Origin of the sequence: Rhodococcus wratislaviensis (assembly GCF_900455735.1) — a bacterium.
GTDB lineage: Bacteria > Actinomycetota > Actinomycetes > Mycobacteriales > Mycobacteriaceae > Rhodococcus_F > Rhodococcus_F wratislaviensis.
Genome location: NZ_UAUI01000024.1, coordinates 12,898 through 39,836, shown reverse-complemented (window position 1 = coordinate 39,836; position 26,939 = coordinate 12,898). Strand labels below are relative to the sequence as shown.

Genomic DNA, 26,939 nt, shown 5'->3' with positions numbered 1-26,939 from the left:
CATGTCCTGGACAGGAAGCCTCGGCCGGTTACCGGGGATCGTCACGGCCCGGGCCTACCGCCGGGAGTGGCTGCGTTCGGACATCACCGCCGGACTCGTCCTCACCGCCCTGCTCATTCCCGCCGGGATGGGGTATGCGGAGGCCGCCGGGTTGCCCGCCTACGCCGGCCTCTACGCCACGATCATCCCGCTCCTCGCGTATGCGGTGGTGGGACCGTCGAAAATCCTCGTGCTCGGCCCGGATTCGTCGCTGGCGCCGCTCATCGCCGCCGCGGTGCTGCCCCTCGCCGTGGCCGATGACCCGGAGAGCGCCCTCGCCCTCGCCGGCATCCTGGGCGTCCTCATGGGCGTCATCCTCCTCGTCGGCGGATTCCTGCACCTCGGCTTCGTGACCGAACTGCTGTCGAAACCCATCCGCCTCGGGTACCTGAACGCGATCGCGCTCATCGTCGTGGTCGGCCAACTACCCAAGCTGCTCGGGTTCTCCGTCGACGCCTCCGGCCTTCTGGGCGAGATCGGCGGGATCGGACAGGCGGTCGTCGAGGGTGAGATCGACCCCATCGCCGCCGCGGTGGGCATCGGCTCCCTCGCGGTCATCGTGGCGTTCCGCATCTGGATTCCCCGCATCCCCGGTGTTCTGGTGGCCGTGGTCGGGGCGATCGTCCTGTCCGCCGCACTCGGACTCACCGACGACATCGGGATGGTCGGCGCCCTGCCCGCCGGCCTGCCGCTGCCGTCGTTCGGCGGTGTCGACTGGGGCGACGTGGGGCAGCTCGTCGGACCCGCCGCCGGTATCGCGCTGATCGCGTTCGCCGACACGGGTGTACTGTCCCGCACGTTCGCCGCCCGGCACGGCGAAGACGTGAACGGCAGCACGGAGATGAAGGCGGTCGGCGTCGCCAACATCGCCGGCGGACTGTTCGGCGGGTTCCCCATCTCCGCCAGCGGGTCACGAACCCCGGTTGCCGAACAAAGCGGCGCCCGCACCCAATTGGCGTGTGTCGTCGGCGCGCTCGCCGTCCTGGTCTTCGTTCTCGTCGCTCCCGGCGTCACCACCTATCTCCCCGACGCGACGCTCGGGGCCGTGGTGATCGTCGCCGCCACGGCGCTCGTCGACGTGGGTGGAATGGTGCGGATGTGGCGCATGAGCACCGTGGAATTCGGTCTCGCCATCGCGGCGTTTCTCGGGGTTGCCCTGGTGGGCGTGCTGCAGGGAATCCTCGTCGCGATCGGGCTGTCCTTCGTCGCAGTGGTCGCGCAGGCCTGGCAGCCGTACCGCACCGAACTCGTCCGGACGACCGATCGCCCCGGCTTCCACGACGTCGAACGCCACCCCAGCGGGCAGCGCATCCCCGGACTGGTGCTCGTGCGGTTCGACGCTCCCCTCTTCTTCGCGAACGGCGAGATCTTCGACGAATACGTGCGCTCGGTGGTGGCGACCGCGCCGAGCCCTGTCGAGTGGGTGATCGTCGCGGCCGAACCGATCACCGGTCTCGACACCACCGCCGTCGACGAACTCGTCGACCTCGACAGGTACCTGGAGGGCAACGGGATCCGGCTGGCATTCGCGGAGATGAAAGGTCCGATCAAGGACCGGCTCATCCGGTTCGGGGTCGGCGACAGGTTCGACGCGACACACTTCTATCCCACCGTCGAGTCCGCCGTCAGCGCATTCCACGGTCGGGCCGACCACACCGGCGATCCGACCGACGACTGAACCGACACATTCAGCCTCGGGACGCCGACCCGGACGCAGGGTGAGGGCCGTACGCCGCCCGCCACAGTCGAACCCAGTCGAACGCGGGCGCTGCGGGACGCACCCCGGGCCTCGTCCTGGGCACCCGCACCCGTAAGGCGTCCGGTTCGATGGTGCACCGCACCGGAGTACGGAGCAGGAGTGATTCGCCGTCGACTCCCACCGGGATCTCCGGGGTGTCGGCGTCCACGACCACCTCGATCGCCGTTTCCTGCGTCAATCCGTGAACGTTGGTGCGACGCAGCAGACCGACCGCTTGCCGGGTGTTCGCCACCGACAGGGTGACCGCGCCGAGGACGCCGCGATCGAGACGGTCCCGGCGGCTCAGTCCCGCCAGATCACTGTTGCCGTAGGGATTGTTGCTCACCAGGACCGCCTGTGGTCCCTCCACGGCCGTCTCACCGATTCGCGCGACCAATCGAGGCCCGGCGTCCCCGGTGAGCAGATCGGGGAGCAGCGTCAGCACAGTTGCCGCCTTGTCGTCACGGTATGCGGGACTGCGCACGATTTCGGCGTAGACCCCGAACGACGCATTGTTGACGAAGGGTCGACCGTTAATGGTGCCGAGGTCGACGCGCAACTCGACACCGTCGTTGAGCGCGTCCAGCGATCGGGACGGATCGGTGCGGTCGAGTCCGAGATCCATCGCGAAGTGGTTGCGGGTTCCGGCACTGATCACGAGGAACGGCAGGTGGTGTTCGGCCGCGACCGCCGCGACGAGCGCCTGGGTCCCGTCTCCGCCCGCCACCCCAAGCAGATCGGCCCCCTGCGCGACCGCCCGCTGGGACAGTGCGGTGACGTCGATGGTGGACGGCCCTTCGAGCAGCACGACCTCGGCGCCCAGCTCTTCGGCCCTGCGCTTCAGGTCGAACTTTTCGACCTTCCCGCCACCGGAATGAGGATTCATGATCAGGAACGGGTGCTGCGGTGGCGGGGCAGGATATTCGGGCATGGTCGTCTCCGCACGTCTGCGACGCAAAGCAGCGCGCGCACAGACGACGGCCAGCAGCGCGAGCGCGTACGAGAGCAGCACCACCCACAGCAGGTGCGCGCGGACGAACAGCGTCAGCACGACGATCGGCGCGACGATCGCCACGCCCAGGGAGATCCACCTGAGCACTCCGCGCCGGGTGAGGAACCAATACAACGCCGCCACCGTGACCACGACGCCACCGGTCCCCACGATGAGCAGCGCCACGGTGCCCAGCACCCCGGCGAACAGCACGGGCACCGCGGCCGCACCGACGGCGAACACGAACGCCACACGCGCCCACCAGCGCCGGCCACGGTTGTCGGTATCGGGGATGCCTGATCTGTTCACGTGACTACCCCCTCAACGGCGGCGCGTACTTCCTCACGACGGCCCGACGTCCCGTCGTATTTCCATCTTCCGCCGTGCCCGGAGGCGATCGCAGCACATTGCACGTCTTGGGCTGCGTGTCTTCGCCAGCCGTCAAGGGCCGGTTCCCGACAAGTCGCGTGCGCGCGGCCCCGTCGAAAGGTCCCGCCAGCCGACGAGCACCGTGTGGACGGCCTCGGCCCCGTGCAGCGGGTCGGGCGGTGCGGGCAGGTCGGCGGGGTAGATGAGAAACGGAGTGCTCTGCGGTCCGCCCATTCCGCCGTGCGAGCCGACCTGCTCCTCGAACGCCGCGACCTCGTCCGTGTCGGGCCAGTACGTGCCACCGACCATGATGTCGGCAACGTTGTCGAAGGTGTCGGTGCGTCGCACCTTGGCCAGCGCGTCGGATCCCATCACCGCGAGCGGGTTCTCGCCGGTGACCTCACCGGTCGTGACATCGACCTGGCCGCGGGGCCCGAGCACCACCGACCCGTCCGGCGTGGCGACGAGCAGGAAGCCGACCCCGGGATGCTCGCGCAACCCGGTGAGCAGGCCCGGATGGGCCGCCTCGATGGCATCGACATCGGCGCGTCCGGGCAGGTGCGGGAAGTAGATCAGACCGAGGTTGCCCGAGCCGAGCACGATCGGCTCGCCTGCGGAGGGGTGCGCCTCCTCGCCCGCCGTCGGCGAGTGCACACTGGCCGCGGCGTAGCCGCGCCCCTCCGCCCCGGACTGTCGGGAGACGTCGGATTCGCGCTCGTACCAGCGACGCCTCACCGCGGCCGGTTCTCGCCGCGCGGCCAACCGGATGACCAACTGCCCCAGAGTTTCCCCGTAGCGTTGCAGGAAGGTCGCACCCTGACTCTGCCCGTGATCGGACAGCACGACGACGCGGTAGGGCCGATCGGCCTGCACCACCACGGCGAGCAGCATCTCGATGACGTCGTCGAGTTTGGTCAGCACCGCGAGCGTCTCGGGCCGGGAAATGCCGGAATGGTGCGACACCTCGTCATAGCCGATCAGGTCGACGTAGACGACGCTGCGCCCCTTGATCAGATCGCCGACCACCGCGGCGGCGGCGACGTCGGTGGCGAGCACGGTCGCGAACGCACGCACGAACGGATAGACCCCGCCCCGCGGGACCCGCGGCTGGATGTCCTTTCGCTTCTGCCGCAGCGACTGGCGTAGTTCCCGTTGCAGTTCCGCGACCATCCGGATGAACGTGCGCAGCGCACTCGCCGGGTCCGCGAAATAGTCGCTGTAGCCGGCGCCGCCGCCGAGGCGGGCACCGCGCATGCGACTGACGACGAGCACGTTGTCGTGCGCGCCGCCGGTGAACAGGTTGCCGCGGCTCGCACCGTCGTGCGCCAGCAGGCCGGGGATGTCGGCGCGTTCGAGTTCGCGCTGCTCGTTGTCGGCCGGGTTGCTGAACACCGAAATGTGTTCGGTCGTCTTGTCGTACCAGCGAAATGCCGGCACGTTGTGGTTGGAACCGTGCAGCACGCCCAGCTGGGTCGCACCCGTCTGACTGCTCCAGTCGGTGTGCCACGGCGTCAGCCGATGGGTCCGGCGCACCAACTTCGCCAGCCCGGGCGTGACGCCGTCCGCGATCGCGCGACGCAGCACGTCGTAACCGAGGCCATCGATCTGGATGCACAACAGCCCCGGGGACGCGTCCACGAGCGCGGCGTTGCGACGCAACCGGAACCGCTGTCGGCGCACCTGCATCAGTCGGTACGCGGTATCGGAGCGGGACGCGATCGCTCCCGAAACCACGGAGGTGAACAGCGAGAGCAGCGCCGCGAGGACGAATGCATCACTCAGCTGGTCCACCGAGGCGACCGGCACCAGGTACAGCGTCAACACCATGATCAGTCCGCCGGCGAGGAATACCCCGACGAACAGCAGCACCGGGCCGATCCACGACATGAACCGCATGATCACCGGCCACAGCGCGGCGTTGAGCAGGCCGAACACCAACGCGAGGACCAGCGCGGCCGGGAGTGTCGGGATCGGAGTGAAGCTCGACCGGTCCAGGGTGATGCCGCCGAGGATGCGGTCGAGCACGATGAGTGCGAGCGCCGACGACCCCCACAGCACGAAGAATTCGACGAGCACCCGCACCACGCCGCCCACCGTGCGCATCGCACCGCCTTTCGTCATCTGGAATCGTAAGGGTGTGAGCACAACGCCGTGGTCGGATGCCGCCGCATCCGGTGTGCGCTGGCTCGGACATGCCAGCGCGCTGATCGTGGACCGCGGGACGGTCGTCCTGACCGACCCGGTGCTGACCGACCGCGTCGCGCACCTACGCCGCCGCCGAGGGCCTGCGCCGATCGGGCCACACGTGCGTAACCCGGACGCCGTACTGCTCTCGCACCTGCACGCCGACCATGCCCACCTGCCGTCGCTGCGGCTGCTCGACCCGGACGTCCCGATCGTGGCCCCGTGGCGGGCGATCGACGGCCTGCCCGCGCTGCGCCAGTTCGCCGACCGCCTGGTGCTGCTGCGACCCGGCGACGAGACAAGGATCGGCAAGGTCACGGTGCGCGCCGTGCCCGCCCGACACGACGGCAGGCGCTGGCGGCGCGGCCCGGAGCTCGCGCCCGCGATCGGATACGTCGTCGAGGGGGACCGGCGGACCTATTTTGCCGGCGACACCGACCTGTACCCGGACCTCGCCGACCACGTCGGCCCCGTGGACCTCGCGCTGCTACCCGTCGGGGGCTGGGGTCCGACACTCGGCAAGGGTCACCTCGACCCGTCTCGGGCCGCGGTCGTCGCGCGTCTGGTGGAGGCGGGACTGGCGGTGCCGATCCACTACGGCACACTGTGGCCGATCGGCCTCGACGCCGTGCGCCCCCGGCTGTTCTTCGGTCCGGGCGCCGAGTTCGTCCACCACGCCGAGCGGGCGGGTGTCGTTGCGGTGGAGTTGCATCCGGGTGACGAACTCGGCGTGTGAACTCGGTTGCGCTGAAACCCTGCCGATCGACAGGTAATTGCGCTCCGGAGGACGAAGACCACCAATGTGCTCTGGTCGGCTCCTCGATCGGCGGAAACTGGAAAGTGGCGACTTCAGTTCGAACCAATCGCCGAGAAGGTGGTGATCTGGGCGGTCTCGACGTGGGGCCCCGAACGGATCCGAGCGCAGCCGACGACGAGAAACGGGCGGTGACGGTGGCCGAGGACGGCGTGCGAAGTCTCTCCCGACATGCGCGGGTGCGTGTGCTGGTGCCGGCGGTACTGCGCCCGGTGGGCGCCACGGTGGTACTGGTGAGCGCATATTTCCTACTGCCCTTCACTACGGTGGACAACCTGCGCACCGTGTCCATGGTGCTCGGTGGTCTCGCTGTGGTCTGCGCGGTGTACGTCTGGCAGATCCGCAGGGTGCTGCATGCCGAGTACCCGGTCGCGCAGGCAGTAGAGGCGTTGGCCGTCACCGTGGGGGTCTACCTCGTCGCCTACTCGACGACGTACTTTCTGCTCTCGTACTCGGGGCCGGACAACTTCAACGAAGCGCTGACCCGACTCGACGCCCTCTATTTCACCTTGACGGTGTTCGCCACAGTCGGGTTCGGTGACATCGTGGCCACCACGGAGGCCGCGCGGGCGGTGGTGTCGGCACAGATCATCGGCAATCTGATCCTGATCTCGTTGGGCATCCGTGTGCTGACCGCGTCGGTTCGCTGGCGGCGGAAGCCCGGGATCGCCCGTGACTCGGCAGCGCCCTGACGTCAAGTACTCGACGGGTTCGTGACCTAGAGCCGCTCCTCGTAGCCCGGCTTCCAGGTCGCGACAGCCCAGATCACGAACACGTCCAGCACGATCATGACGACCGACCACCACGGGTAGTGGGGCAGCCACAGGAAATTGGCGAGGAGGGACAGAGCACAGATCACCATGGCGCCGACACGTGCCCAGGTCGCCCCGGTGAACAACATGACACCGACGGCCGCAACGATCACACCGAGCACCAGGTGAATCCAGCCCCACGCTGTCGTGTCGAACTGATAGATGTACTCGGGGCCCGCGACGACGAGGTCGTCCTTCATGAGCGCCGAGATGCCCGAGAGCACATGAAGAATTCCGATAGTGAGCAAAACTATCGCCGCCACCATGGACGTCGCGGCCGCGACCCCCTGCTTGACCAACGACTCGTCGGACATCGCGATCCCCTTCCCGGACATACCTTGGCCTGCAAATATTTTCCGTCGCCGCGTAGAGCGAGGTCAATACGCGTACGTCCGGGCATCTTCCAGACAAAGGGGGAACCGACGGAGGATACTTACTTACGCCAGTTCATTTCGTACGGTGACGAAAGAGGAACGGTCATGTCCGATGAATCGCTGGTCAAGCAAGGTGTGGCAAAGGGAACGTCGATGGGCGGGGCGGTTCTTCTCGTCACCGTCGGCGTGCTCGAGTTCTTCCAGGGGATCTCCGCGATAGCCAAGGACGACGTGATCGTCGTCGGCATCGAGTACACCTACCAATTCGACGTCACCACCTGGGGATGGATTCATCTCGTGCTCGGCGTGATCGTTGCGGCCGTCGGTGCGGCACTGTTCACCGGGGCCACCTGGGCACGTGTCGCCGCGATGGTGCTGTGCGCCCTGTCGATCTTCGTCAACTTCCTGTGGCTGCCCTACTACCCCGCGTGGTCGATCACGATCATCGCACTGAACGCCGTCGTGATCTGGGCGGTCGCCACCTGGAACCCCGAAGTGATCTGATCCGCAATGGAAGACGGCACGAGCACCGGCCCACTCGACAAGGACGAACGCACCGAACTCCTCCGGTTGCGCGACGAGGTGGCGACGCTGCGCGGACAGGCCGCGGGCGCCGCCGCCGGTGTTCCGGCAGAACCGGTCACCCGCCCACCCCGGAACGGATTGCGCTGGACGGCCGTCACCATTCTGCTGGTCCTGGTCGCCGTCCTCGCACTCGCGTCGGTCACCGCACGCTTCACGAGAAGTCAGATCCTCGACACCGACCGCTACGTGAGCACGGTCGCCCCCCTCGGAGCGAATCCGGCCCTCCAGGCGGATATCACGAACCAGATCACCGACGAGATCTTCACCCGAGTCGACGTCGAGGGGCTCACCAAGGACGCACTCGAGGCACTGACCGACGTCTCGAATCTCGCAGCGAACGCTCCCCGGCTGGACGCGGCCGTGATCGGCCTCGCACCGGTGATCACCAGCCAGGCAAAGAACTTCGTCCACGACACCGTCAGCTCACTCGTGCAGTCGCAGCAGTTCGAAGATCTCTGGATCCAGGCGAACCGTTCGGCGCACAACGCGCTCGTGGCGGTGATGACGGGGAACTACGGTCTCAGCTCGGTGGAGGTCGACCAGAGCGGCACCGTCAGCATTTCTCTGGGCACCGTCATCGACAAGGTGAAGGCCGCGCTGACCGAGCGTGGATTCGCGTTTGCCGACAAGATCCCCGCGGTGGACAAGCAATTCGTGCTGTTCCAGTCCCCCGAACTGGTCAAGGCGCAGCGCGCCGTCAATGCCCTCGACAAGGCGTCGGCGATCCTGCCGTGGCTGGGAATCGCCTGCGCCGCCGCCGCGGTCGCCGTCGCCCCCACCGGCCGACGGCTGCGCGCGCTCTCCCTCGCCGGCCTGTCGATCGCCCTGGGAATGCTCGTCCTCGCAATCGGGATTCTCGTCGGACGCGCCATCTACCTCGACAGCGTCCCACCCGACATCCTGTCTCCCGACGCGGCGACGGCGGTCATCGACACCGTCCTGGTGCCGTTGCGGACGAGTCTGCGTGCGGTCGCGGTTCTCGGTCTGGTGATTGCGATCGGCGCCTTCCTCATCGGCGGCTCGTCGTCCGCCACCGCCGTGCGTCGCGGATACGGGCAGGCGCTGGACTTCGTCCGCAAGTCCGGCACCGGCCGACCGCCGAACGAGGTGGAACGGTGGGCCAACCAGCTCCGAGTTCCACTGCGCTGCCTCATTATCGGCGTCGCAGCTCTGCTGCTGATGTTCTGGCGCTACCCCACCGGACTGGTCGTGTTGTGGATCGTGTTCATAGCCCTCCTCGCGCTGGCGGCACTCGAACTGCTCATCCGCCCGGCCCGCACAGCCACCGCGCAGGACTCGGGATCTACGCCGGTGCCTTCGTCGTGACCGACTGGCCCCGAAACGTTCTGCGATACGCCGACGGGGGGACGCCGAGCACGGCGCCCATGTGCTGACGCAGCGACACCGCCGTCCCGAACCCGACCTCGCGGGCGATGACGTCGACGGACAGGTCGGTGGTCTCGAGGAGCTGTCGCGCGCGGTCGACCCGGTGAGTGATCAGCCAGCGGTTCGGGGTGGTGCCGACCTCGTCACCGAACCGCCGCGTGAACGTGCGGACGCTCATGTTCGAGTGCGCGGCCATCCGGCTCAGCGTCAGGGACTCACCCAGCCGGTCCAGCGCCCAGTCCCGGGTGGCCGCGGTGGACTCGGCCGTGGACTCCGGGATCGGCCGCTCGATGTACTGCGCCTGCCCGCCGTCGCGCCACGGTGGGACGACGCATCGGCGCGCCACCTGATTGGCGACGTCGGAGCCGTGGTCGCGGCGCACGATGTGGAGGCAGAGGTCCAGTCCGGCGGCGACGCCCGCCGAGGTGAGGATGTGCCCCTCATCGACGAACAGCACGTCGGGATCGACCCGGACCTGAGGATACGTCCGCTGGAAGTGTTCGGCGTTGCGCCAATGGGTGGTGGCGCGCAGTCCGTCGAGCAGCCCCGCGGCGGCGAGGATGTAGGAGCCGGTGCAGATGGAGACGTACCGCATGCCGGGCCGGACGAAGGCGAGAGCCGTCTCGAGGTTCGGGGGCAGATGCCCGTCGTCGTAGGCCGGTCCGAGTTCGTAGGACGCCGGGATCACGACCGTGTCGGCCTCGGCCAGCAATTCGGGCCCGTGATCGACGGACACCGAGAAATCGGCGTCCGAACGCACGGGCCGTCCGTCCGCTGTGCACGTCTGCACCTCGTACAGCGGGTTCCCGTCGGCGTCGTGCGCCCGTCCGAAGACCCGCGACGGAATGCCGAGTTCGAACGGGATCACACCGTCCAGGGCGAGCACGACCACCCGATGACGTTCAACCATGGCCAGATTCTTTCACATGTTGTCATTCTGGCAACTGTTCCGAGGGGAGACCGTCGCGCAGACTTACCGTCGTGACGTCCGACATCGCGCCCCCGGCACCTCCCACCCAGACGGCCCCGCCGCGCCTCCACTACGCCTGGCTGGTCGCCGCCGTCGCGTTCCTCGCCCTCGTGGGCGCCGCCAGCTTCCGGGCGGCGCCCTCGATCCTGATCGACCCCCTGCACGAAGACTTCGGCTGGTCGCGGGCGAGCATCTCCTCCGCGGTGTCGATCAACCTGGTGCTGTATGGGCTGACCTCGCCGTTCGCGGCGGCGCTCATGGAACGCTTCGGGATGCGGCGGGTGGTCACCGCGGCGCTGGTCCTGGTATCCGCCGGCAGCGGACTGACCGTCTTCATGACCGCCACCTGGCAACTGGTTCTGCTGTGGGGCGTGCTCGTCGGACTGGGCACCGGCTCGATGGCGCTCGCCTTCGTGGCCACCGTCGTCGACCGCTGGTTCGTCGCCCGCCGCGGCCTCGTGACCGGCATCCTCACCGCGGGCAGCGCCGCCGGACAGCTGGTGTTCCTGCCGATCCTCGCGATGGTCGCCGAGCACTACAACTGGCAGACCGTGGCGCTGACGGTGTCGTTCGCGGCCCTCGCCGTCGTGCCGCTGGTGCTCGTGTTTCTGCGCAACCGGCCGTCGGACGTCGGGGCGGTCCCGTACGGCGCCGGACCCGACTACGTCGCGGAACCACCCGCCCCGACCGGTCGCGGCGGTGCCGCGGGCCGGGCCGTGACGGTGCTGGTGTCCGCGGCGCGGACCCGGGTGTTCTGGTTGCTGGCCGGCACGTTCGCCATCTGCGGGGCGAGCACCAACGGACTCGTCGGCACCCACTTCGTCCCCGCCGCCCACGACCACGGCATGCCGGTGACTGCGGCGGCGAGCCTGCTGGCGGTGATCGGGATCTTCGACGTGATCGGCACCATCGCGTCGGGGTGGTTCACCGACCGGTTCGATTCGCGCAAGCTCCTCGGCATCTACTACCTGCTGCGCGGGATCTCGCTGATGCTGTTGCCGATCCTGTTCGCGAACACCGTGCACCCGCCGATGATCGCGTTCGTCATCTTCTACGGTCTCGACTGGGTGGCGACCGTCCCCCCGACGGTTGCGCTGTGCCGCAAGCACTTCGGCAGCGACGCACCAATCGTGTTCGGCTGGGTGCTGGCGTCGCACCAGATCGGCGCCGGCATCGTGGCGTTCCTCGCAGGATTGGTGCGCGACCAGTTCGGCGGATACGACTCCGCGTTCTACGTCGCGGGCGGACTGTGCGCGATCGCAGCGGTCATGTCTCTGGCCATCGTCGCGAAACCCCGCAAGGAGGCGTCCGAGATCGGTTGACCTGCGTCGAAACCACTCCCCCGAGCGGCCCCGGTTCCTAAGATCGATACATGGCAGCTCAGCGCGCGTCGGACGAGGTCATTGACCGCTCCAAGATCGAGAATCGGGCTCCGTCGGTAGCCGCACTGTTCGTGGATCGGGTGGCCCACTCACCCAACCGCGAAGCGTTCCGGTACGTCGACGCAGCGGACCCGAAGCAATGGTCCAGCGTCACCTGGTCCGAGGCGGGCGACCGGGTGCGCAATCTCGCGGCGGGCCTCATCGTCCTCGGCGTGCAGGCCGAGCAGCGGGTGGCGCTGGCATCCGCCACCCGCTACGAGTGGGTGCTCGCCGACCTGGCCGTCATGTGTGCAGGCGCCGCCACCACCACGGTGTATCCCACCACCACGGCCGGCGACGTCGCCTACATCGTCGCCAACTCCGGCAGTCGCATCGTCTTCGCCGAGGACGACGCGCAGCTGGCCAAGCTGCGCGAGAACCGCGGCGAACTCGGCGACGTGGAGAAGGTCGTCCTGATCGACGGCGACCCCGGCGACGACGACTGGGTGATCACGTTCGACCAGCTCCACGACCTCGGCGAAGAACTGCTCGCCGAGACACCCGACGCCGTGCACGACCGGATCGAGGCGATCGACCCCGACGACCTCGCCACCCTGATCTACACGTCCGGCACCACCGGGAGACCGAAGGGCGTGCGGCTGTCGCACTCGGCGTGGACGTACGAGGCGGCCGCGATCGACGCCACCGGCATCCTCGACGCCGACGACCTGCAATACCTCTGGCTCCCGCTGTCCCACGTGTTCGGGAAGGTCCTGCTCACGCTGCCGCTGCAGATCGGTTTCGCGACGGCGGTCGACGGCCGCGTCGACAAGATCGTCGAGAATCTCGCGGTGGTCAAACCCACGTTCATGGGCGCGGCCCCCCGCATCTTCGAGAAGGCGTACGCGCGGATCGTCTCCACCGTGCGCGAGGAGGGTGGGCCGAAGGAGAAGATCTTCGACTGGGCCGTCGGCGTCGGACTGCGGGTGTCGAAGGCCAAGCAGGCAGGCGAGAGTCCGTCGCTGCTCGACTCGGTTCAGCACGCCGTCGCGGATCGGCTGGTGTACAGCACGATTCGCGAACGGTTCGGCGGACGCCTGAGGTTCTTCATCTCCGGATCCGCAGCGCTCAATCGTGATGTCGCGCAATGGTTCGACGCCGTCGGCATCGTCGTCCTCGAGGGGTACGGGCTGTCCGAGACCAGTGCCGCGTCGTTCGTCAACCGCCCGGCGGCGTACCGGTTCGGCACTGTCGGCTGGCCCATCCCGGGCACCGAGACCCGCATTGCCGACGACGGCGAGATCCTCATCAAGGGTCCCGGCGTCATGAGTGGATACCACGAGAACCCCGAAGCCACAGCCGAAGCGCTCACCGACGACGGCTGGTTCCACACCGGCGACATCGGCGAACTGGACGACAACGGTTACCTGCGGATCACCGACCGCAAGAAGGACATGTTCAAGACGTCCAACGGCAAATACGTCGCACCCTCCGCCGTGGCGGCCACGTTCAAGGGCATCTGCCCGTACGTCGGTGAACTCATCGTCGACGGTGAAGGGAAGTCGTACTGCGTCGCCCTGATCTCCCTCGACGCCGAATCGATCGGCGAATGGGCACAGAATCACGACCTGGGCGGCAAGTCTTTCGCCGAGATCGCGAACGCCCAGGAGACGCGCAACCTGATCGGCGGTTACGTCGAGGAACTCAACGCCGGACTGAACCGGTGGGAGCAGATCAAGAAGTTCCGCATCCTCGAACGGGAACTCACCGTCGAGAACGGCGAGATCACACCGAGCATGAAACTCAAGCGCAAGGTCGTGATGACCAATTTCTCCGACGAACTCGAGAATCTCTACACCTGAGTTGACCCTCACGCGACGTCAGGCTGCACGGTAGAGGACGTGAGCGAGAAACACACGGTCGGCGTGGTCGCCAGGCTGGTCGGAGTGAGCGTGCGCACTCTGCACCACTACGACGAGATCGGTCTGGTGACACCGTCCGACCGCACACCCGGTGGGTACCGCAGCTATTCGGATGCCGACGTGGAACGTCTGCACCGCGTGCTGACGTACCGCGAACTGGGTTTCCCCCTCGAAGAGATCGCAGCCCTCCTCGACGACCCGGACGTCGATGCCCTCGCGCATCTACGGCGACAGCACGCGTTGCTCAGCGAACGGATCGATCGCTTACACGAAATGGCTGCAGCCGTGGAGAAGATGATGGAGGCGAGAAGCATGGGCATTCAGCTCACCCCCGAGGAGCAGAACGAAATTTTCGGCGACAACTGGCCGGGCGAGGAGTACGCCGCCGAGGCCGAAGAGCGCTGGGGCGACACCGACGCGTGGAAGCAGTCTCAGCAGCGGTCCGCGAAGATGAGCAAGGAGGACTGGAAGCGAATCAAAGCCGAGGGTGACGCATTCGAGGCGTCGCTCGCGCAGGCGATGGCCGACGGCATCGAACCCGGGTCCGATCGCGCCAACGCACTCGCCGAGGAGCACCGCGCCGGCATCGAACGGTTCTACGACTGCGACCACGCAATGCAGGTGAACCTCGCCGAGATGTACCTCGCCGACGACCGCTTTCGCCGGCACTACGACGACGTCGCCCCCGGTTTGGCGCAGTACGTCCGGGACGTCATCGTCGCGAATGCCGAGCAGCAGTAGCGGGAACAGAGCGAACTCGACCACGCACCGTCGTCGAGTTCGCTCCGTTTGTCAGCACTATCCTGAGACCCATGTCCGATTCGCAGCGTCCCAGCCCAAGTCAGTACGTCGGGTATCTGTTCGGTCGCACGCTGCCGGATTCGATGCAGGATTGGGTCCGCAACGACCTCGTCGGGCCGGGGGCCTCGGTGCGGTACGTCCTCCGTTTCATGCTTCCCGTCGCCGCGGTGCTCGCGTTGTTCCTCCTCATCCCCGGTCCGATCTGGATTCCGCTGGCGATGATGGCCCTCCTGCTGCTCCCGCTGCTCTACTTTGCGGTCGCGCTGATGAACATCTACCGTCGCCATCGTCTGCTCAGCCACGGCCTCGATCCGGACCTCGTGGGCGAGAAGGCGCAGCGCCGCGCCGACCGCACGCGCGAGGACTACGAGCGCCGCCACGGCCGCACCGAGGACCAGTAGCAGCAGCACGATGCATCACACCCTCTCCTCCGGAGTGACGCAGCGCACGTGAACGATCGATAAGTAATGCGTTAAAGTGGCGGCGTCCGAGTGGGTAATCCCACGAACCGCGTACCCCACAGGGTGCAGCGCAGGTTCCGACAGCCTCGACGGGAAGAGCAGTCATAGATGACAGTCACAGATTCGGCGGTCACGCCCGATATTCACACGACGGCGGGAAAGCTCGCCGACCTGCGTAATCGTCAGGCCGAGGCGCAGCACCCGAGCGGTGAAGCCGCGGTCGAAAAGGTCCACGCCAAGGGCAAGCTCACCGCCCGCGAACGCATCACCGCCCTGCTCGACGAGGGCAGCTTCGTCGAACTCGACGCCCTCGCCCGGCACCGCTCGGTGAACTTCGGCCTCGCCGACAACCGCCCCGTCGGCGACGGCGTCGTCACCGGCTACGGCACCGTCGACGGCCGCGACGTGTGCGTCTTCTCCCAGGACGCCACCGTCTTCGGCGGCTCCCTCGGCGAAATCTACGGCGAAAAAATCGTCAAGGTCATGGACCTCGCCCTCAAGACCGGCCGCCCCCTGATCGGCATCAACGAAGGCGCCGGCGCCCGCATCCAGGAAGGCGTCGTCTCCCTCGGCCTCTACGGCGAAATCTTCCACCGCAACGTCCAGGCGTCCGGCGTCATCCCGCAGATCTCGCTGATCATGGGCCCCGCCGCCGGCGGCCACGTCTACTCCCCCGCCCTGACCGACTTCGTCGTCATGGTCGACCAGACCTCCCAGATGTTCGTCACCGGCCCCGACGTCATCAAGACCGTCACCGGCGAAGACGTCACCATGGAAGATTTGGGCGGCGCCCACACCCACATGGTCAAATCCGGCGTCGCCCACTACGTCGCCTCCGGCGAACAGGACGCCCTCGACTACGTCAAGGACCTGCTGTCCTACCTGCCGTCCAACAACCAGGCCGCCGCCCCCCGGATGCTGCCCACCGACCCGATCACCGGGTCCATCGAAGACTCCCTCACCGCCGAGGACCTCGAACTCGACACCCTCATCCCGGACTCGGCGAACCAGCCCTACGACATGCACGAGGTCATCCGCCGCATCCTCGACGACGACGAATTCCTCGAGGTCCAGGCCGAACGCGCCGGCAACATCGTCGTCGGCTTCGGCCGCGTCGACGGCCGCTCCGTCGGCATCGTCGCGAACCAGCCCACCGTCTTCGCCGGCTGCCTCGACATCGACGCCTCCGAAAAAGCCGCCCGCTTCGTGCGCACCTGCGACGCGTTCAACGTCCCCATCATCACCCTCGTCGACGTCCCCGGCTTCCTGCCCGGCACCGACCAGGAATACAACGGCATCATCCGCCGCGGCGCGAAACTCCTCTACGCCTACGGCGAGGCCACCGTCGGGAAGATCACCGTCATCACCCGCAAGGCCTACGGCGGCGCCTACGACGTGATGGGCTCCAAGCACATGGGCGCCGACGTCAACCTCGCCTGGCCCACCGCCCAGATCGCCGTCATGGGCGCCTCCGGCGCCGTCGGCTTCGTCTACCGCAAACGCCTCCTCGAGGCCGCCAAGAACGGCGACGACGTCGACGCGCTGCGCCTGCAACTGCAACAGGAATACGAGGACACCCTCGTCAACCCGTACGTCGCCGCCGAACGCGGCTACGTCGACGCCGTCATCCCCCCGTCCCACACCCGCGGACAGATCGTGGCCGCCCTGCGCCTGCTCGAACGCAAAATGGTCACCCTCCCGCCCAAGAAGCATGGGAACATTCCGCTATGAGCGGCGGCGAATCATTTAGCACCTTGACCGCGGAGTTGTCTGTCGACGAGGTGCTCGACGAGATCGCGCTGGGCGCCGGCCTCGCCGAAGAGACGCCGGCGGCGCCGGCCGTGACGTTCACGGGCAACCCGAGCGACACGGACATCGCCGCGGTGCTCGCAGTGTTCGCTGCGATCGCCTCGTCCGGTTCCGCGGCGGAAGCGCCCGCGTCCGATAACGATTCGTGGGGCACTCCCGCCCTCATTCTGCGTCGGCAAGTAGCCGCCGCTGCCGTCCTGGTCAACGCAGGCTACTGAAACTGTAGAAAAGGGAAGACATTTCGATGAGTAGTGCACGTATTTCCAAGGTGCTCGTCGCGAACCGCGGTGAGATTGCAGTGCGGGTGATCCGGGCCGCAGCCGATGCCGGCCTGGCCAGCGTCGCCGTCTACGCCGAACCCGACGCCGACGCCCCGTTCGTGCGCCTGGCCGACGAAGCCTTCGCCCTCGGCGGGCAGACCTCCGCCGAGTCCTACCTGGTGTTCGACAAAATTTTGGACGCCGCCGCCAAGTCCGGCGCCGACGCCATCCACCCCGGCTACGGCTTCCTCTCCGAGAACGCCGACTTCGCCCAGGCCGTGATCGACGCCGGCCTGATCTGGATCGGCCCCTCCCCGCAATCGATCCGCGACCTCGGCGACAAGGTCACCGCCCGCCACATCGCCGAAAAAGCCAAGGCCCCGATGGCCGCCGGCACCAAGGACCCGGTCAAGAACGCCGACGAGGTCGTCGCCTTCGCCAAGGAATACGGGGTCCCCGTCGCCATCAAGGCCGCGTTCGGCGGCGGCGGCCGCGGCATGAAGGTCGCCCACACCATCGAGGAAATCCCCGAACTGTTCGACTCCGCCACCCGCGAGGCCGTCGCCGCGTTCGGCCGCGGCGAATGCTTCGTCGAACAGTATCTGGACAAGGCCCGCCACGTCGAAGCCCAGGTCATCGCCGACCAGCACGGCAACGTCATCGTCGCCGGCACCCGCGACTGCTCCCTGCAACGCCGCTTCCAGAAACTCGTCGAGGAGGCCCCCGCCCCGTTCCTCACCGACGACCAACGCCACCGCATCCACACCTCCGCCAAGGCCATCTGCAAGGAGGCCGGCTACTACGGCGCCGGCACCGTCGAATACCTCGTCCAGGGCGACACCGTCTCCTTCCTCGAGGTCAACACCCGCCTGCAGGTCGAACACCCCGTCACCGAGGAAACCGCCGGCATCGACCTGGTCCTGCAGCAGTTCAAGATCGCCAACGGCGAAAAACTGGACATCCTCGAGGACCCCACCCCCCGCGGGCACTCCTTCGAATTCCGCATCAACGGCGAGGACGCCGGCCGCGGGTTCCTGCCCGCCCCCGGCCCGGTCACCACGTTCGTCCCGCCCACCGGCCCCGGCGTGCGAATGGACTCCGGCGTCGAAACCGGCAGTGTGATCGGCGGCCAGTTCGACTCCATGCTCGCCAAACTGATCGTCACCGGCGCCACCCGCGACGAGGCCCTCGCCCGCGCCCGCCGCGCCCTCGCCGAATTCCAGGTCGAGGGACTGGCCACCGTCATCCCGTTCCACCGGGCCATCGTCTCCGACCCCGCCTTCATCGGCGACGGCACCGGCTTCGACGTCTACACCAAGTGGATCGAAACCGAATGGGACAACCAGATCGAACCGTTCACCGGCACCCAGCCGATCGACGAGGACGAAACCCTGCCCCGGCAGAACGTCGTCGTCGAGGTCGGTGGCCGCCGCGTCGAGGTGTCCCTGCCCGGCCAGTTCACCCTCGGCACCGGCCCAGCCCCGGCCGGGGCGATCCGCAAGAAGCCCAAGGCCCGCACCCGCGGCGGCGCCCACGGCGGCGCCGCCTCCGGTGACGCCGTCACCGCCCCCATGCAGGGCACCGTCGTCAAGGTCGCCGTCGAAGAAGGCCAGCAAGTCGCCGAAGGCGACCTCATCGCCGTCCTCGAGGCCATGAAGATGGAAAACCCCGTCAACGCCCACAAGGCCGGCACCGTCACCGGCCTCGCCGTCGAACCCGGCGCCGCCATCACCCAGGGCACCGTCCTCGCCGAACTGAAATAGCTTGTGAGTACTTGTCAACCGCCCGCGGTTGACAAGTACTCACGGGTGGCGGCCGTGCATGGCGGCCGTCACCCGCGCCGCGGCGTCGCGGACCAATTCACCGATCTCCGCCGTGCGCACACCCGACATCGGACGGGAAGCATCGGCCACACACAGCACGACCGCGGGTTCACCGTCCCGGTCGAACGCCGCGGCATTGATCGACAGCGGCTGGTAGCTGCCCTCCGGGTCGATGTCACCGACCACCGCATCCGCCGACAACAGTTTCCGCGCCTCCCGCAGCGCGACGGTCGAGCGGTGCCCGCCCACACCGCGACCGCGAAGTTCCGACACGGCATCCGCCAGTGAATGCTGTTGCTGTTCCATGCATTCCATCGCGTATCCGCGCTCCCGGACGAGTGCGAGGGCCGGCTCGTACGTCGCCCGCAGCACGTCCACGTCGACACCCAGATTCTGCCCGCCGAGGGCATACCATTCCTCGCGCTGCTCCGGCGGATACCAGGCCGCGATCCCCGACCCGATGGGCGGCGCGAGCAGCACCTTGTCGCCGAGCCGCAGGCCCAGGGTTCCGCGGCGTCCCCCCACTGGTTGCACCACCTCCGCCACCACCACGTCGCTTCCCGATTGCACGAACGCGATGGATGCCATGTCGGACGCGTCGGCCAGTTCGTGCATCACCGACCGCGCGAGGTCGACGACGTCCGTGGCCGTCTCGGCGGCGCGTCCGACCGGGATCAGCGCGGGACCGAGACGGTAGGTCTTGCGGGTGGGGTGCCGGATGAGCCAGCCGGCCTCGGTCAGCGCCACGACCATCGGATAGCAGGTGGCCTTCGCGACGCCGAGGTGCCGGGCGATGTCGGCGAGGCTCCGGGGCGTCTCCGGCTCGTCCGCGAGGAGTTCGGTCAGCATCACGATGCGTTCGGTCTGCGGTGAATTTCGCGCCATGTGTTTGCATAATGCCACTCTGGCGTCGCACTGTGACGGGCGATACAGTCGAGCTGTCTGAACGATCGCTAAATTGCCTGGTCATCTCACAGCCGCTGCAGGAAGTGAAACTCATGAAACGCTTCGATCTACGTCACCGGACCGAGCGACTCGATCCCGAGACGCAGCACGAAGAGATCTACCGGATTCTCGCCACGCAGGAATTTCCCTGGGACATCAATCAAGCCCTCAGCTTCGCGCTGTTCCGGACGTACGCCGTGCCCACCATCGGCCGGTTGCTGTTCGAGACCGGCGAGTTCACCGAACGCGTGCAGAAGCGCTACGACGACACCGGACTGATCCTCGACGCCGTCCTCGAACACGGCTTCACCAGCGATCCCGGCCGCGCCGGGATCCGCCGGATGAACCAGATGCACGGCTCCTACGACATCTCCAACGACGACATGCGGTACGTGCTGTCGACGTTCGTGGTGACCCCGGTGCGCTGGATCGACGACTTCGGCTGGCGGAAACTCACCCGCAACGAGATCGTCGGATCCACCAACTACTACCGTGCGCTCGGCAAGTACATGGGCATCAAGGAGATTCCCGAGACGTTCGAGGCGTTCGAGACGTTCCTCGACGACTACGAGCGTGAGCACTTCCTCTTCGATCAGGGTGGCCGCGCCGTCGCCGACTCCACGCTCGAACTCCTCTGCACGTTCCCGCCGAACAACCTCGCGCCCGCCGCCCTGATCAAGCGATTCTCCTGGGCACTCATGGACGATCCGCTTCTCGACGCGTTCGCCTACCGCAGGCCCTCCCGCCTCGTGCGGACGCTCTCCCGCGGGGCGCTGAAGGCTCGCGCACGCCTCGTCCGGTTCTACCCCGTGCGCACCGAGCCCAAGTTCGCCCGCGACCTCCCCAACATTCGCAGCTACCCGACCGGGTACGAAGTGGAGAAACTGGGCACCTTCCCCAGAACCTGCCCCGTACAGCACACCAACGGTACGGTCGCGCGGGAAAACACCGCATCCTGAACCGCTTTGGAGATGTGATCGACGGAAAGCCGTGTGTTCGAACTATTCTCGGACACACGGCGAATGAGGGTGGGCAACTCCCGGTTCTGCCGTAACGTGGCTGCGCGTAGAGACCGTCGACAGGAAGGGATTTTGTGCACTTCTCGCGAGGGACCCTGACCATTGCCGCACTGGCAGGAGCGGCCTCACTCGCTCTGGCGCCCACGGCAACCGCCGCAACCACCTATCAGATCACCGTCGTTCCGCCCATCGGGACCGTGCACGCCAACAATCTGGTGACGCTCGGCGCGCTGGTCACCCCCACCCCGACCGGCACGGACGGATCCACTCCGGTCGAACTCGAGATCACCGAGCCCGACGGCGACGTGAACACACGAACCATCCCGCTCACCCTCGGTGCCGGGACGGCAGCGATCCGGACGCACGAGGCCGGCCGCTACACAGTCGTGTTCACCTACGCCCCACCGAACGGCACCCCCGCCGAGACGACGACGCAGTTCGACGCCGTCCCGTCACCGGGGCTGGGCCTGGGGAGCTGACAACCGAAACCTGCCGAGGCGCATCGCCGGTCAGACGTCGGCGGTGCGCCTCTTCTTCGGTTTGACGGGAGCCTCGGTGGATCCCACCGTCTTCATCGCGATCTCGACGTACTTGCGGGCAACGGCGTCCGGGGTCAGCTTGCCCTCGGCGTGATACCAACGCGGAATCGACTGGCACATACCGAGAAGCGCCCGCGTCGTCTCCGCGGCATCCGCCACGTCGAAAAGCTCCCGCTTCTTGCCTTCCTTGACGATCTCGAGGACCAGTTCCTCCACACCCTTGCGGACCGTGCGGTAACGCTGCCGATTCTCCGGGCTCAGGTAGCGCACCTCGCTCTCGAGCGCCGCCAGCCGGGATCGCATGGTCATCCGCAGCACGATCGCCTCGATGACGTTGGCCAGTCGCTGCACCGGATCGTCGCCGCCGTCGGCGCTCGCGGCGTGGGCGCGCTCGAGAACGTCGCTGGTGGAGAGTTCCAGGAGCGCCAGGAGAACGGCCTCCTTGTTCTCGTGGTGGTAATAGAGAGCGGGTACCGTGACACCGACTCGGCGGGCGATGTCGCGCACCGAGGTGCCGTGGAAGCCGTGTTCGTAGAACGCGTCGAGGGAGGCGCTGAGGATCGGCGTCAACTTCGTGGGTTCGAGGCGGCGCCAGTCTGCTGCGTTGCCGACCTCGGTGGGCGTCGCACCCTTGGATGAGCTGACCATCAAAGACCTATCTACCGCTCGCTATGCCAGGACGGGTCAAGTGTAGCTGTTCAGATAGTCGGCGAAGGTCTGCGGCGGCCGCCCGGTGAGCGTCTCGACGTCCCCCGTCACCACGGCCAACTCACCGGCCGCGATCGCTGCGTACGAGGTCACCCACCCTGCGACCTCGAAGTCCGGCGCCCCGAAGTGAGCGCGGGACGCGTACGCCTCGTCCAGGGTCTCGTTCTCGAACCGCACCGAACGTCCGGTCACCCTCGTGATCGTCTCGGCGGCCTCCGTGAGGGTGAACGCTTCCGGTCCGGTCAGCCGGTAGGTGACGCCGTCATGGTCGCCGTTTCCGGTGGTGAGCACCGCCGTCACCGCATCGGCGACGTCGTCCGGCGCCACCGCGCTCACCCGGCCGTCCCCGGCGGGACCCCGAATGACGCCCTGCTCGTCGGCCATCAGCGGGATCATCGACTGGTACCAGCTGTCCTGCAGGAACGTGTACTTCAGACCACTCTCCCGGATGTGCTGCTCCGTGAAGTAGTGGTCGCGCCCGAACGTGAACGTGCACTCGGGCGCCGCGCCCAGAAACGACAGGTAGACGATCCGCTCCACCCCGGCGGCACGGGCGGCGTCCACGGCGGTGCGGTGCTCCTCGCGGCGGGTGGCGCTCTCGTGGCCCGAGACCAGGAACAGCAACCGGACGCCGTCCAGCGCGGCGGTCATCGCCGGACCGTCGGCATACGTGGCCACCGCGAACGCGGAGTCGAAATGCTCGGCCAGCGGCTCGAGCCGCTGCGCGTTCCGCCCGATCAGCCGGACCCCGGCGCCGCCGCCGAGCCGCTCGAGCACCCTGCCGCCGATGGACCCCGTGGCTCCTGTCACTGCAATGGTCATGGCCCGCATTCTCCCAGCGCCTGCCCTCTATCCTGACGCGTATGACTGAACCCGTGGCAACCGCTGACCTGGCAGACGAGATCGGACCCGACATCCGGAGCTGCGACACGCAGTTCATCCAGTTCGGTGGCCGTGAAGTGTTCTCCGGCCCCATCACCACCATCAAATGCTTCCAGGACAACCTGCTGGTCAAGCAGACCCTCGGCGAGCCCGGCAACGGCGGCGTCCTCGTGGTCGACGGTGACGCCAGCATCCACACCGCCCTGGTCGGCGACATCATCGCCGGACGCGGCGTCGACAACGGCTGGGCCGGCGTGATCGTCAACGGTGCGGTCCGCGACTCGGCGATCCTGAAGACCCTCGACATCGGCGTCAAGGCGCTGGGCACCAACCCCCGCAAGAGCACCCAGACCGGCTCCGGTGAGAAGAACGTCCCGATCGAGATCGGCGGCGTCACGTTCAATCCCGGCGAGACCGTCTACAGCGATCAGGACGGCGTCGTCGTCCGCTGATCCGGCGAGAACCGAGCGGCGGTTCGGTATCTATCGGTCCCGAACCGCTGCGAGGCTTCGAGCGCTGACGCAATAATCCGGAGGAATCCAGCGGTCGTTCGCACGACCCGCTCCTACGGAGGGTGAAGCCGATGAGTGTCGACGCCGCCGGAGAGACCAGCCGGGAAGACGCGCCCCGATCGGTGCGAGCCGCGCCCCGGCAGCAATACATCACCTGGATCGCGCTGGCCATGATGACCACCAGTTCGGTGGCCAGTCTGAGATCGGCACCCTCGATGGCCGTGTACGGGCTGGCCTGCGTGTTCCTGTACGTCGTGCCCGCCATCGTCTTCCTGCTGCCGACGTCGCTGGTCTCCGCGGAGCTCGCCTCCGGATGGTCCGGTGGCGTCTACCGCTGGGTGGGCGAAGGCATCTCGGCGAAGATGGGATTCCTGGCCGTCTGGTGCCAGTTCGCGATGACGATCTTCTACTATCCGACGCTCCTCGCCTACGTCGCGAGCACCTTTGCGTACGTGATCAATCCGGCCCTCGCCGCGAACGGGCTGTACACGGCCATCATCATCGTCACCCTGTTCTGGACCGGTGTTCTCGTGTCCTCCCGGGGAATGAAGGCCGTCGCGGGTCTGTCGAGCGCCGGACTGGTACTGGGCACGTTGATTCCCGGTGTGCTGCTCATCGTGATGGGCATCGTGTTCCTCGGCCAGGGCAATGCCTCGGCCGCACCGATGGAATTCAGCGCCCTGCTCCCCGCCTGGACCGGCATCGCCAGTCTCGTGCTGATCGTCAACAACTTCCTCTCCTACTCGGGCATGGAGATGAATGCCGTCCACGTCTCCAGCCTGCGGAGACCGGCGAGCGAGTTCCCCCGGGCGATGTTCGTGGCCATGGGACTGGTCCTCGGAATCTTCATCCTTCCCGCCATCGCCATCAGCTGGGTGGTGCCCGCCGAGAAGCTGTCGCTGACCGCAGGCGTGATGCAGGCGTTCGACACCTTCTTCGCCCACTTCGGGTTCGGCTGGGCCACTCCCGTTCTGGCCCTCATGCTCATCGCCGCCTCCCTCGGCGGCATGCTCACCTGGCTCGCGGGACCGTCCAAGGGACTGCTCATGATCGGACGTCAGGACGGATTCCTGCCACCGATCCTGCAGCGGCTCAACAAACACGGCATCCAGCAGAACATCCTGGTGGCGCAGGGTGTGGTCACCACCCTGATCGCCCTTCTCTACGCGTTCATCCCCGAGGTGTCGAGCGCGTACTGGATCCTCTCCGTCATCACCACCCAGGTGTATCTCGTGGTGTACGTGCTGATGTTCGTCGCCGCGATGCGGCTGCGCAGGCAACAGCCGGACCACCCCCGCGGCTACCGTGCGCCCGCGCTGTTCGTGCTGTGCTGGGTGGGCATCGTCGCGAGCCTCGCCGCCTTCTGCATCGGCTTCGTTCCGCCCTCCCAATTCGGCGGCGGCAGCGTGCTCGTCTACGTCCTCATCGTCGGGGGCGGATTCGGAATCGTCGGACTCGGCGTCCCGCTGCTGATCCTCGCGCTCCGCAAACCGTCCTGGAAACAGGACCTGGCGGCCGACCCGCTCGCCGGGGAGGCATGATGACCACCTCCGGGCGCATGGGCCCCGACGACCAGTCCGTGAACACCGCCCCGGTCGACGACCTGCACAAGAGACCTGAAAACACCCACTGGATCCTGTATTCCGTCCTTGCCGCCGCGTTCGTCGGACTCCTCGTCTGGGGTCTCGTGGTGTTCAACCAGCACAAGCAGTCCGCCGAGGCGGTAGCCAAGGCCACCGAACTGTCGGAACGATTCGAACGAGCCAGGCTCGGGCCGCTCGACGTCGACGCGACCGCCCGCGTGCTCGGAACCGACGGTGCCGCGGCGTGCACCGATCCGGACAACGCCCTGAAGACGGGCGTGCTGGATCAGCAGCTGGTGAGCGGAGCAGCCGGGCCCGGACAGCGTCCGATTCTCGCGACCAGCAATCTCGTCGAGGGCGAGCGACTGGCGATCTCCGTGTACTGCCCGGACAGGTCGGCGGAATTCGAGTCCGCCGTCGCCGATCTGAAACTCGTGGACGAGAATTAGGGGAACCCCGAGGAGGCGTTGATGTCCGACGAAATCCGTTCCAAGGTAGCCGAGCTGATGCCCGCGGCGCGTGACGAACTCGCCGCGCTGGTGGCGATGCGGTCGGTGGCCGATCCGCGGCAGTTCCCACCGGAGGAATGCGTTCGCGCCGCCGAATGGGTCCGGGACGCCTTCATCGGAGCGGGAATCGGACAGGTCGAACTGCTCGAGACATCCGACGGTTCACACGCCGTCGTCGGCCACCAGGCCGCGCCCGAGGGTGCCCCGACGGTACTGCTGTACTGCCACTACGACGTTCAACCGCCCGGCGACGAGAAGCTCTGGCACACCGACCCCTTCACCCTCACCGAGCGGGACGGCCGCTGGTACGGGCGCGGCGCGGCCGACTGCAAGGGCAACATCGTGATGCACCTGCTGGCGCTGCGCGCGCTCGGCACCCCGTTCCCCGTCGGCATCAGAATCGTCGCCGAAGGGTCGGAGGAGATGGGCACCGGCGGGCTCGAGAACCTCGTCGAGGCCAGGCCCGAACTCTTCGACGCCGACATGATCCTCGCCGTCGACACCGGAAACGCCGCGGTCGGCAGCCCGACCGTCACCACAACGCTGCGCGGCATCGCGAACGTCGTGGTCCACGTCGAGACCCTGGCCGGGGAGGTGCATTCGGGCATGTTCGGCGGACCCGCCCCCGACGCGCTGGCCGCCCTCGTCCAGATGCTCGCCACCCTGCGTGACGCGGACGGCAACACCGTCGTCGACGGGCTCGACTCGGACCAGAAGTGGGCGGGCGTCGACTACCCCGAGGCACAGTTCCGCACCGACGCCGGCGTGCTCGACGGTGTCAGTCTCGCCGGTACGGGTTCCGTCGCCAACGCCGTGTGGGCACGGCCTGCCCTGACGATCCTCGGCATCGACTGCCCGCCGGTGGTCGGCTCGGCCGCCGCCATCCAGCCGCGCGCATCGGCCCGCCTCAACCTGCGGGTGCCGCCCGGCATGGACCCGCAGAAGGCGCAGGACGCGCTCGCCGCGCACCTCGAGAACGCCGCCCCGTGGAATGCGCGGGTGACCGTGGACCGCGAAGCGGTGGGCTCCCCGTTCCGGGCGACCACCGACGGTCCCGGTTACGCCGCACTCGGCGCGGCGATGGAGGAGGCGTTCGGGAAGGAACTCGGAACCGTCGGGCAGGGCGGCTCCATCCCGCTGTGCAACGTCTTCTCCGCCGTCGTCCCGAATGCGGAGATCGCCCTGATCGGGGTGGAGGAACCGCGCTGCCTCATCCACGCCCCCAACGAAAGTGTGGATCCCAGCGAGATCGAGAACCTCGCCGTCGCCGAGGCGCTGTTCCTGCAGAGGTTCGCGACCGCGAACCGTCAGGACTGAGAACTGACCCGGGCCGTCATCCCACCGATCTCCACGACGTCCCCGTCCCGCAACTGCCGCCCCCGCCGCACCTCGACCTCACCGTTCACCGACACGAGTCCGTCGGCGATCACTTCCTTCGCCTCCGCACCCGACTCGATGAGGTTGGCGAGCTTGAGGAATTGGCCGAGGCGGATGGATTCGTCGCGGATCGGGACGGCGTCGTGAATGTCGGACATGCCTCTAT

Annotated in this window: 26 protein-coding genes; 18 read left to right on the top strand and 8 right to left on the bottom strand. The window is 67.5% G+C overall.

What is annotated here, in order from left to right; translation table 11 throughout:
- Window position 1 precedes the first annotated feature (1 nt).
- Complete coding sequence (locus DTA22_RS25890; RefSeq protein WP_112301386.1) at window positions 2–1,717, top strand: SulP family inorganic anion transporter; 1,716 nt, start codon at window positions 2–4, stop codon at window positions 1,715–1,717.
- Window positions 1,718–1,727: 10 nt separating this feature from the next.
- On the opposite strand, the gene DTA22_RS25885 is transcribed toward DTA22_RS25890, so the two are convergent.
- The gene (locus DTA22_RS25885) at window positions 1,728–3,077 is read right to left on the bottom strand and encodes a diacylglycerol/lipid kinase family protein (protein WP_112301385.1); all 1,350 of its coding nucleotides are present in this window, start codon (window positions 3,075–3,077) and stop codon (window positions 1,728–1,730) included.
- Window positions 3,078–3,209: 132 nt separating this feature from the next.
- Window positions 3,210–5,240 (bottom strand): phage holin family protein, encoded by a 2,031-nt coding sequence (locus tag DTA22_RS25880; protein WP_112301703.1) that lies wholly within the window; start codon window positions 5,238–5,240, stop codon window positions 3,210–3,212.
- Between the two features lie 34 nt (window positions 5,241–5,274).
- Between DTA22_RS25880 and DTA22_RS25875 the strand changes: the two genes are divergently transcribed.
- Entirely contained in the window at window positions 5,275–6,057 is a 783-nt protein-coding gene (locus tag DTA22_RS25875) for an MBL fold metallo-hydrolase (RefSeq protein WP_112301702.1), read from the top strand.
- Window positions 6,058–6,218: 161 nt separating this feature from the next.
- Window positions 6,219–6,827: a potassium channel family protein gene (locus DTA22_RS25870; RefSeq protein ID WP_112301384.1), complete on the top strand. Its 609-nt coding sequence runs from the start codon at window positions 6,219–6,221 to the stop codon at window positions 6,825–6,827.
- Window positions 6,828–6,853: 26 nt separating this feature from the next.
- Here the strand turns inward: DTA22_RS25870 and DTA22_RS25865 are convergent, their stop codons facing one another.
- Window positions 6,854–7,261, bottom strand: coding sequence for a DUF7144 family membrane protein (locus DTA22_RS25865; RefSeq protein ID WP_009476819.1), 408 nt, complete (start codon window positions 7,259–7,261; stop codon window positions 6,854–6,856).
- A 165-nt stretch (window positions 7,262–7,426) separates the two neighbouring features.
- Between DTA22_RS25865 and DTA22_RS25860 the strand changes: the two genes are divergently transcribed.
- Window positions 7,427–7,825 (top strand): DUF7144 family membrane protein, encoded by a 399-nt coding sequence (locus DTA22_RS25860; protein ID WP_037238113.1) that lies wholly within the window; start codon window positions 7,427–7,429, stop codon window positions 7,823–7,825.
- A 6-nt stretch (window positions 7,826–7,831) separates the two neighbouring features.
- Window positions 7,832–9,232: a hypothetical protein gene (locus DTA22_RS25855; protein WP_112301383.1), complete on the top strand. Its 1,401-nt coding sequence runs from the start codon at window positions 7,832–7,834 to the stop codon at window positions 9,230–9,232.
- Here DTA22_RS25855 and DTA22_RS25850 read toward each other — a convergent pair.
- Entirely contained in the window at window positions 9,210–10,202 is a 993-nt protein-coding gene (locus tag DTA22_RS25850; RefSeq protein WP_112301382.1) for a GlxA family transcriptional regulator, read from the bottom strand. The genes DTA22_RS25855 and DTA22_RS25850 overlap by 23 nt on opposite strands.
- A 71-nt stretch (window positions 10,203–10,273) precedes the next feature.
- On the opposite strand from DTA22_RS25850, the gene DTA22_RS25845 reads away from it, so the two are divergent.
- The 7 genes from DTA22_RS25845 (at window position 10,274) to DTA22_RS25815 (ending at window position 18,639) form a co-directional block, all read left to right on the top strand.
- Window positions 10,274–11,584: an MFS transporter gene (locus tag DTA22_RS25845; RefSeq protein ID WP_112301381.1), complete on the top strand. Its 1,311-nt coding sequence runs from the start codon at window positions 10,274–10,276 to the stop codon at window positions 11,582–11,584.
- A gap of 50 nt (window positions 11,585–11,634) precedes the next feature.
- Window positions 11,635–13,485: an AMP-dependent synthetase/ligase gene (locus DTA22_RS25840; protein ID WP_112301380.1), complete on the top strand. Its 1,851-nt coding sequence runs from the start codon at window positions 11,635–11,637 to the stop codon at window positions 13,483–13,485.
- 39 nt (window positions 13,486–13,524) lie between these two features.
- The gene (locus DTA22_RS25835) at window positions 13,525–14,286 is read left to right on the top strand and encodes a MerR family transcriptional regulator (protein WP_112301379.1); all 762 of its coding nucleotides are present in this window, start codon (window positions 13,525–13,527) and stop codon (window positions 14,284–14,286) included.
- 71 nt (window positions 14,287–14,357) lie between these two features.
- Complete coding sequence (locus DTA22_RS25830) at window positions 14,358–14,747, top strand: DUF5313 family protein (protein ID WP_037238102.1); 390 nt, start codon at window positions 14,358–14,360, stop codon at window positions 14,745–14,747.
- 168 nt (window positions 14,748–14,915) lie between these two features.
- Window positions 14,916–16,538 (top strand): acyl-CoA carboxylase subunit beta, encoded by a 1,623-nt coding sequence (locus DTA22_RS25825; protein WP_112301378.1) that lies wholly within the window; start codon window positions 14,916–14,918, stop codon window positions 16,536–16,538.
- Window positions 16,535–16,834 (top strand): acyl-CoA carboxylase subunit epsilon, encoded by a 300-nt coding sequence (locus DTA22_RS25820; protein WP_112301377.1) that lies wholly within the window; start codon window positions 16,535–16,537, stop codon window positions 16,832–16,834. Before DTA22_RS25825 ends, DTA22_RS25820 begins: the two co-directional genes overlap by 4 nt.
- A gap of 26 nt (window positions 16,835–16,860) precedes the next feature.
- Window positions 16,861–18,639: an acetyl/propionyl/methylcrotonyl-CoA carboxylase subunit alpha gene (locus DTA22_RS25815; RefSeq protein ID WP_112301376.1), complete on the top strand. Its 1,779-nt coding sequence runs from the start codon at window positions 16,861–16,863 to the stop codon at window positions 18,637–18,639.
- Window positions 18,640–18,678: 39 nt separating this feature from the next.
- On the opposite strand, the gene DTA22_RS25810 is transcribed toward DTA22_RS25815, so the two are convergent.
- The gene (locus DTA22_RS25810) at window positions 18,679–19,584 is read right to left on the bottom strand and encodes an IclR family transcriptional regulator (RefSeq protein WP_037240360.1); all 906 of its coding nucleotides are present in this window, start codon (window positions 19,582–19,584) and stop codon (window positions 18,679–18,681) included.
- Between the two features lie 113 nt (window positions 19,585–19,697).
- Between DTA22_RS25810 and DTA22_RS25805 the strand changes: the two genes are divergently transcribed.
- The gene (locus DTA22_RS25805) at window positions 19,698–20,603 is read left to right on the top strand and encodes an oxygenase MpaB family protein (protein WP_037240363.1); all 906 of its coding nucleotides are present in this window, start codon (window positions 19,698–19,700) and stop codon (window positions 20,601–20,603) included.
- A gap of 134 nt (window positions 20,604–20,737) precedes the next feature.
- The gene (locus DTA22_RS25800; RefSeq protein ID WP_112301375.1) at window positions 20,738–21,142 is read left to right on the top strand and encodes a hypothetical protein; all 405 of its coding nucleotides are present in this window, start codon (window positions 20,738–20,740) and stop codon (window positions 21,140–21,142) included.
- A gap of 30 nt (window positions 21,143–21,172) precedes the next feature.
- On the opposite strand, the gene DTA22_RS25795 is transcribed toward DTA22_RS25800, so the two are convergent.
- Entirely contained in the window at window positions 21,173–21,850 is a 678-nt protein-coding gene (locus DTA22_RS25795; RefSeq protein WP_037240368.1) for a TetR/AcrR family transcriptional regulator, read from the bottom strand.
- A gap of 36 nt (window positions 21,851–21,886) precedes the next feature.
- Complete coding sequence (locus DTA22_RS25790) at window positions 21,887–22,732, bottom strand: SDR family oxidoreductase (RefSeq protein WP_112301374.1); 846 nt, start codon at window positions 22,730–22,732, stop codon at window positions 21,887–21,889.
- Between the two features lie 41 nt (window positions 22,733–22,773).
- On the opposite strand from DTA22_RS25790, the gene rraA reads away from it, so the two are divergent.
- The 4 genes from rraA (at window position 22,774) to DTA22_RS25770 (ending at window position 26,713) form a co-directional block, all read left to right on the top strand.
- On the top strand, window positions 22,774–23,244 hold the full coding sequence (rraA, locus tag DTA22_RS25785) for a ribonuclease E activity regulator RraA (protein ID WP_005563989.1): 471 nt from the start codon (window positions 22,774–22,776) through the stop codon (window positions 23,242–23,244).
- A gap of 131 nt (window positions 23,245–23,375) precedes the next feature.
- A complete protein-coding gene (locus tag DTA22_RS25780) occupies window positions 23,376–24,845 on the top strand; it encodes an APC family permease (protein ID WP_112301373.1) in 1,470 nt (489 codons plus the stop codon).
- Window positions 24,845–25,336 carry a hypothetical protein gene (locus DTA22_RS25775; protein ID WP_112301372.1) on the top strand — a complete coding sequence of 164 codons (492 nt, stop codon included), beginning with the start codon at window positions 24,845–24,847 and terminating at the stop codon, window positions 25,334–25,336. The genes DTA22_RS25780 and DTA22_RS25775 overlap by 1 nt, the downstream gene beginning before the upstream one ends.
- A gap of 21 nt (window positions 25,337–25,357) precedes the next feature.
- Window positions 25,358–26,713 (top strand): dipeptidase, encoded by a 1,356-nt coding sequence (locus DTA22_RS25770; RefSeq protein WP_112301371.1) that lies wholly within the window; start codon window positions 25,358–25,360, stop codon window positions 26,711–26,713.
- Here DTA22_RS25770 and DTA22_RS25765 read toward each other — a convergent pair.
- Window positions 26,704–26,931 (bottom strand): RNA-binding S4 domain-containing protein, encoded by a 228-nt coding sequence (locus DTA22_RS25765; RefSeq protein ID WP_005263380.1) that lies wholly within the window; start codon window positions 26,929–26,931, stop codon window positions 26,704–26,706. The genes DTA22_RS25770 and DTA22_RS25765 overlap by 10 nt on opposite strands.
- Window positions 26,932–26,939 lie beyond the last annotated feature (8 nt).

Bases quoted from the DNA above. Each gene is read 5' to 3' on its own strand.
- DTA22_RS25795 (WP_037240368.1), bottom strand. From the start codon at position 21,850: ATGGTCAGCTCATCCAAGGGTGCGACGCCCACCGAGGTCGGCAACGCA.
- DTA22_RS25790 (WP_112301374.1), bottom strand. From the start codon at position 22,732: ATGACCATTGCAGTGACAGGAGCCACGGGGTCCATCGGCGGCAGGGTG.
- DTA22_RS25815 (WP_112301376.1), top strand. From the start codon at position 16,861: ATGAGTAGTGCACGTATTTCCAAGGTGCTCGTCGCGAACCGCGGTGAG.
- DTA22_RS25765 (WP_005263380.1), bottom strand. From the start codon at position 26,931: ATGTCCGACATTCACGACGCCGTCCCGATCCGCGACGAATCCATCCGC.
- DTA22_RS25855 (WP_112301383.1), top strand. From the start codon at position 7,832: ATGGAAGACGGCACGAGCACCGGCCCACTCGACAAGGACGAACGCACC.
- DTA22_RS25820 (WP_112301377.1), top strand. From the start codon at position 16,535: ATGAGCGGCGGCGAATCATTTAGCACCTTGACCGCGGAGTTGTCTGTC.
- rraA (WP_005563989.1), top strand. From the start codon at position 22,774: ATGACTGAACCCGTGGCAACCGCTGACCTGGCAGACGAGATCGGACCC.
- DTA22_RS25770 (WP_112301371.1), top strand. From the start codon at position 25,358: ATGTCCGACGAAATCCGTTCCAAGGTAGCCGAGCTGATGCCCGCGGCG.
- DTA22_RS25860 (WP_037238113.1), top strand. From the start codon at position 7,427: ATGTCCGATGAATCGCTGGTCAAGCAAGGTGTGGCAAAGGGAACGTCG.
- DTA22_RS25810 (WP_037240360.1), bottom strand. From the start codon at position 19,584: ATGGCGCGAAATTCACCGCAGACCGAACGCATCGTGATGCTGACCGAA.
- DTA22_RS25890 (WP_112301386.1), top strand. From the start codon at position 2: ATGTCCTGGACAGGAAGCCTCGGCCGGTTACCGGGGATCGTCACGGCC.
- DTA22_RS25775 (WP_112301372.1), top strand. From the start codon at position 24,845: ATGACCACCTCCGGGCGCATGGGCCCCGACGACCAGTCCGTGAACACC.
- DTA22_RS25880 (WP_112301703.1), bottom strand. From the start codon at position 5,240: ATGCGCACGGTGGGCGGCGTGGTGCGGGTGCTCGTCGAATTCTTCGTG.
- DTA22_RS25825 (WP_112301378.1), top strand. From the start codon at position 14,916: ATGACAGTCACAGATTCGGCGGTCACGCCCGATATTCACACGACGGCG.
- DTA22_RS25780 (WP_112301373.1), top strand. From the start codon at position 23,376: ATGAGTGTCGACGCCGCCGGAGAGACCAGCCGGGAAGACGCGCCCCGA.
- DTA22_RS25865 (WP_009476819.1), bottom strand. From the start codon at position 7,261: ATGTCCGACGAGTCGTTGGTCAAGCAGGGGGTCGCGGCCGCGACGTCC.
- DTA22_RS25840 (WP_112301380.1), top strand. From the start codon at position 11,635: ATGGCAGCTCAGCGCGCGTCGGACGAGGTCATTGACCGCTCCAAGATC.
- DTA22_RS25805 (WP_037240363.1), top strand. From the start codon at position 19,698: ATGAAACGCTTCGATCTACGTCACCGGACCGAGCGACTCGATCCCGAG.
- DTA22_RS25830 (WP_037238102.1), top strand. From the start codon at position 14,358: ATGTCCGATTCGCAGCGTCCCAGCCCAAGTCAGTACGTCGGGTATCTG.
- DTA22_RS25850 (WP_112301382.1), bottom strand. From the start codon at position 10,202: ATGGTTGAACGTCATCGGGTGGTCGTGCTCGCCCTGGACGGTGTGATC.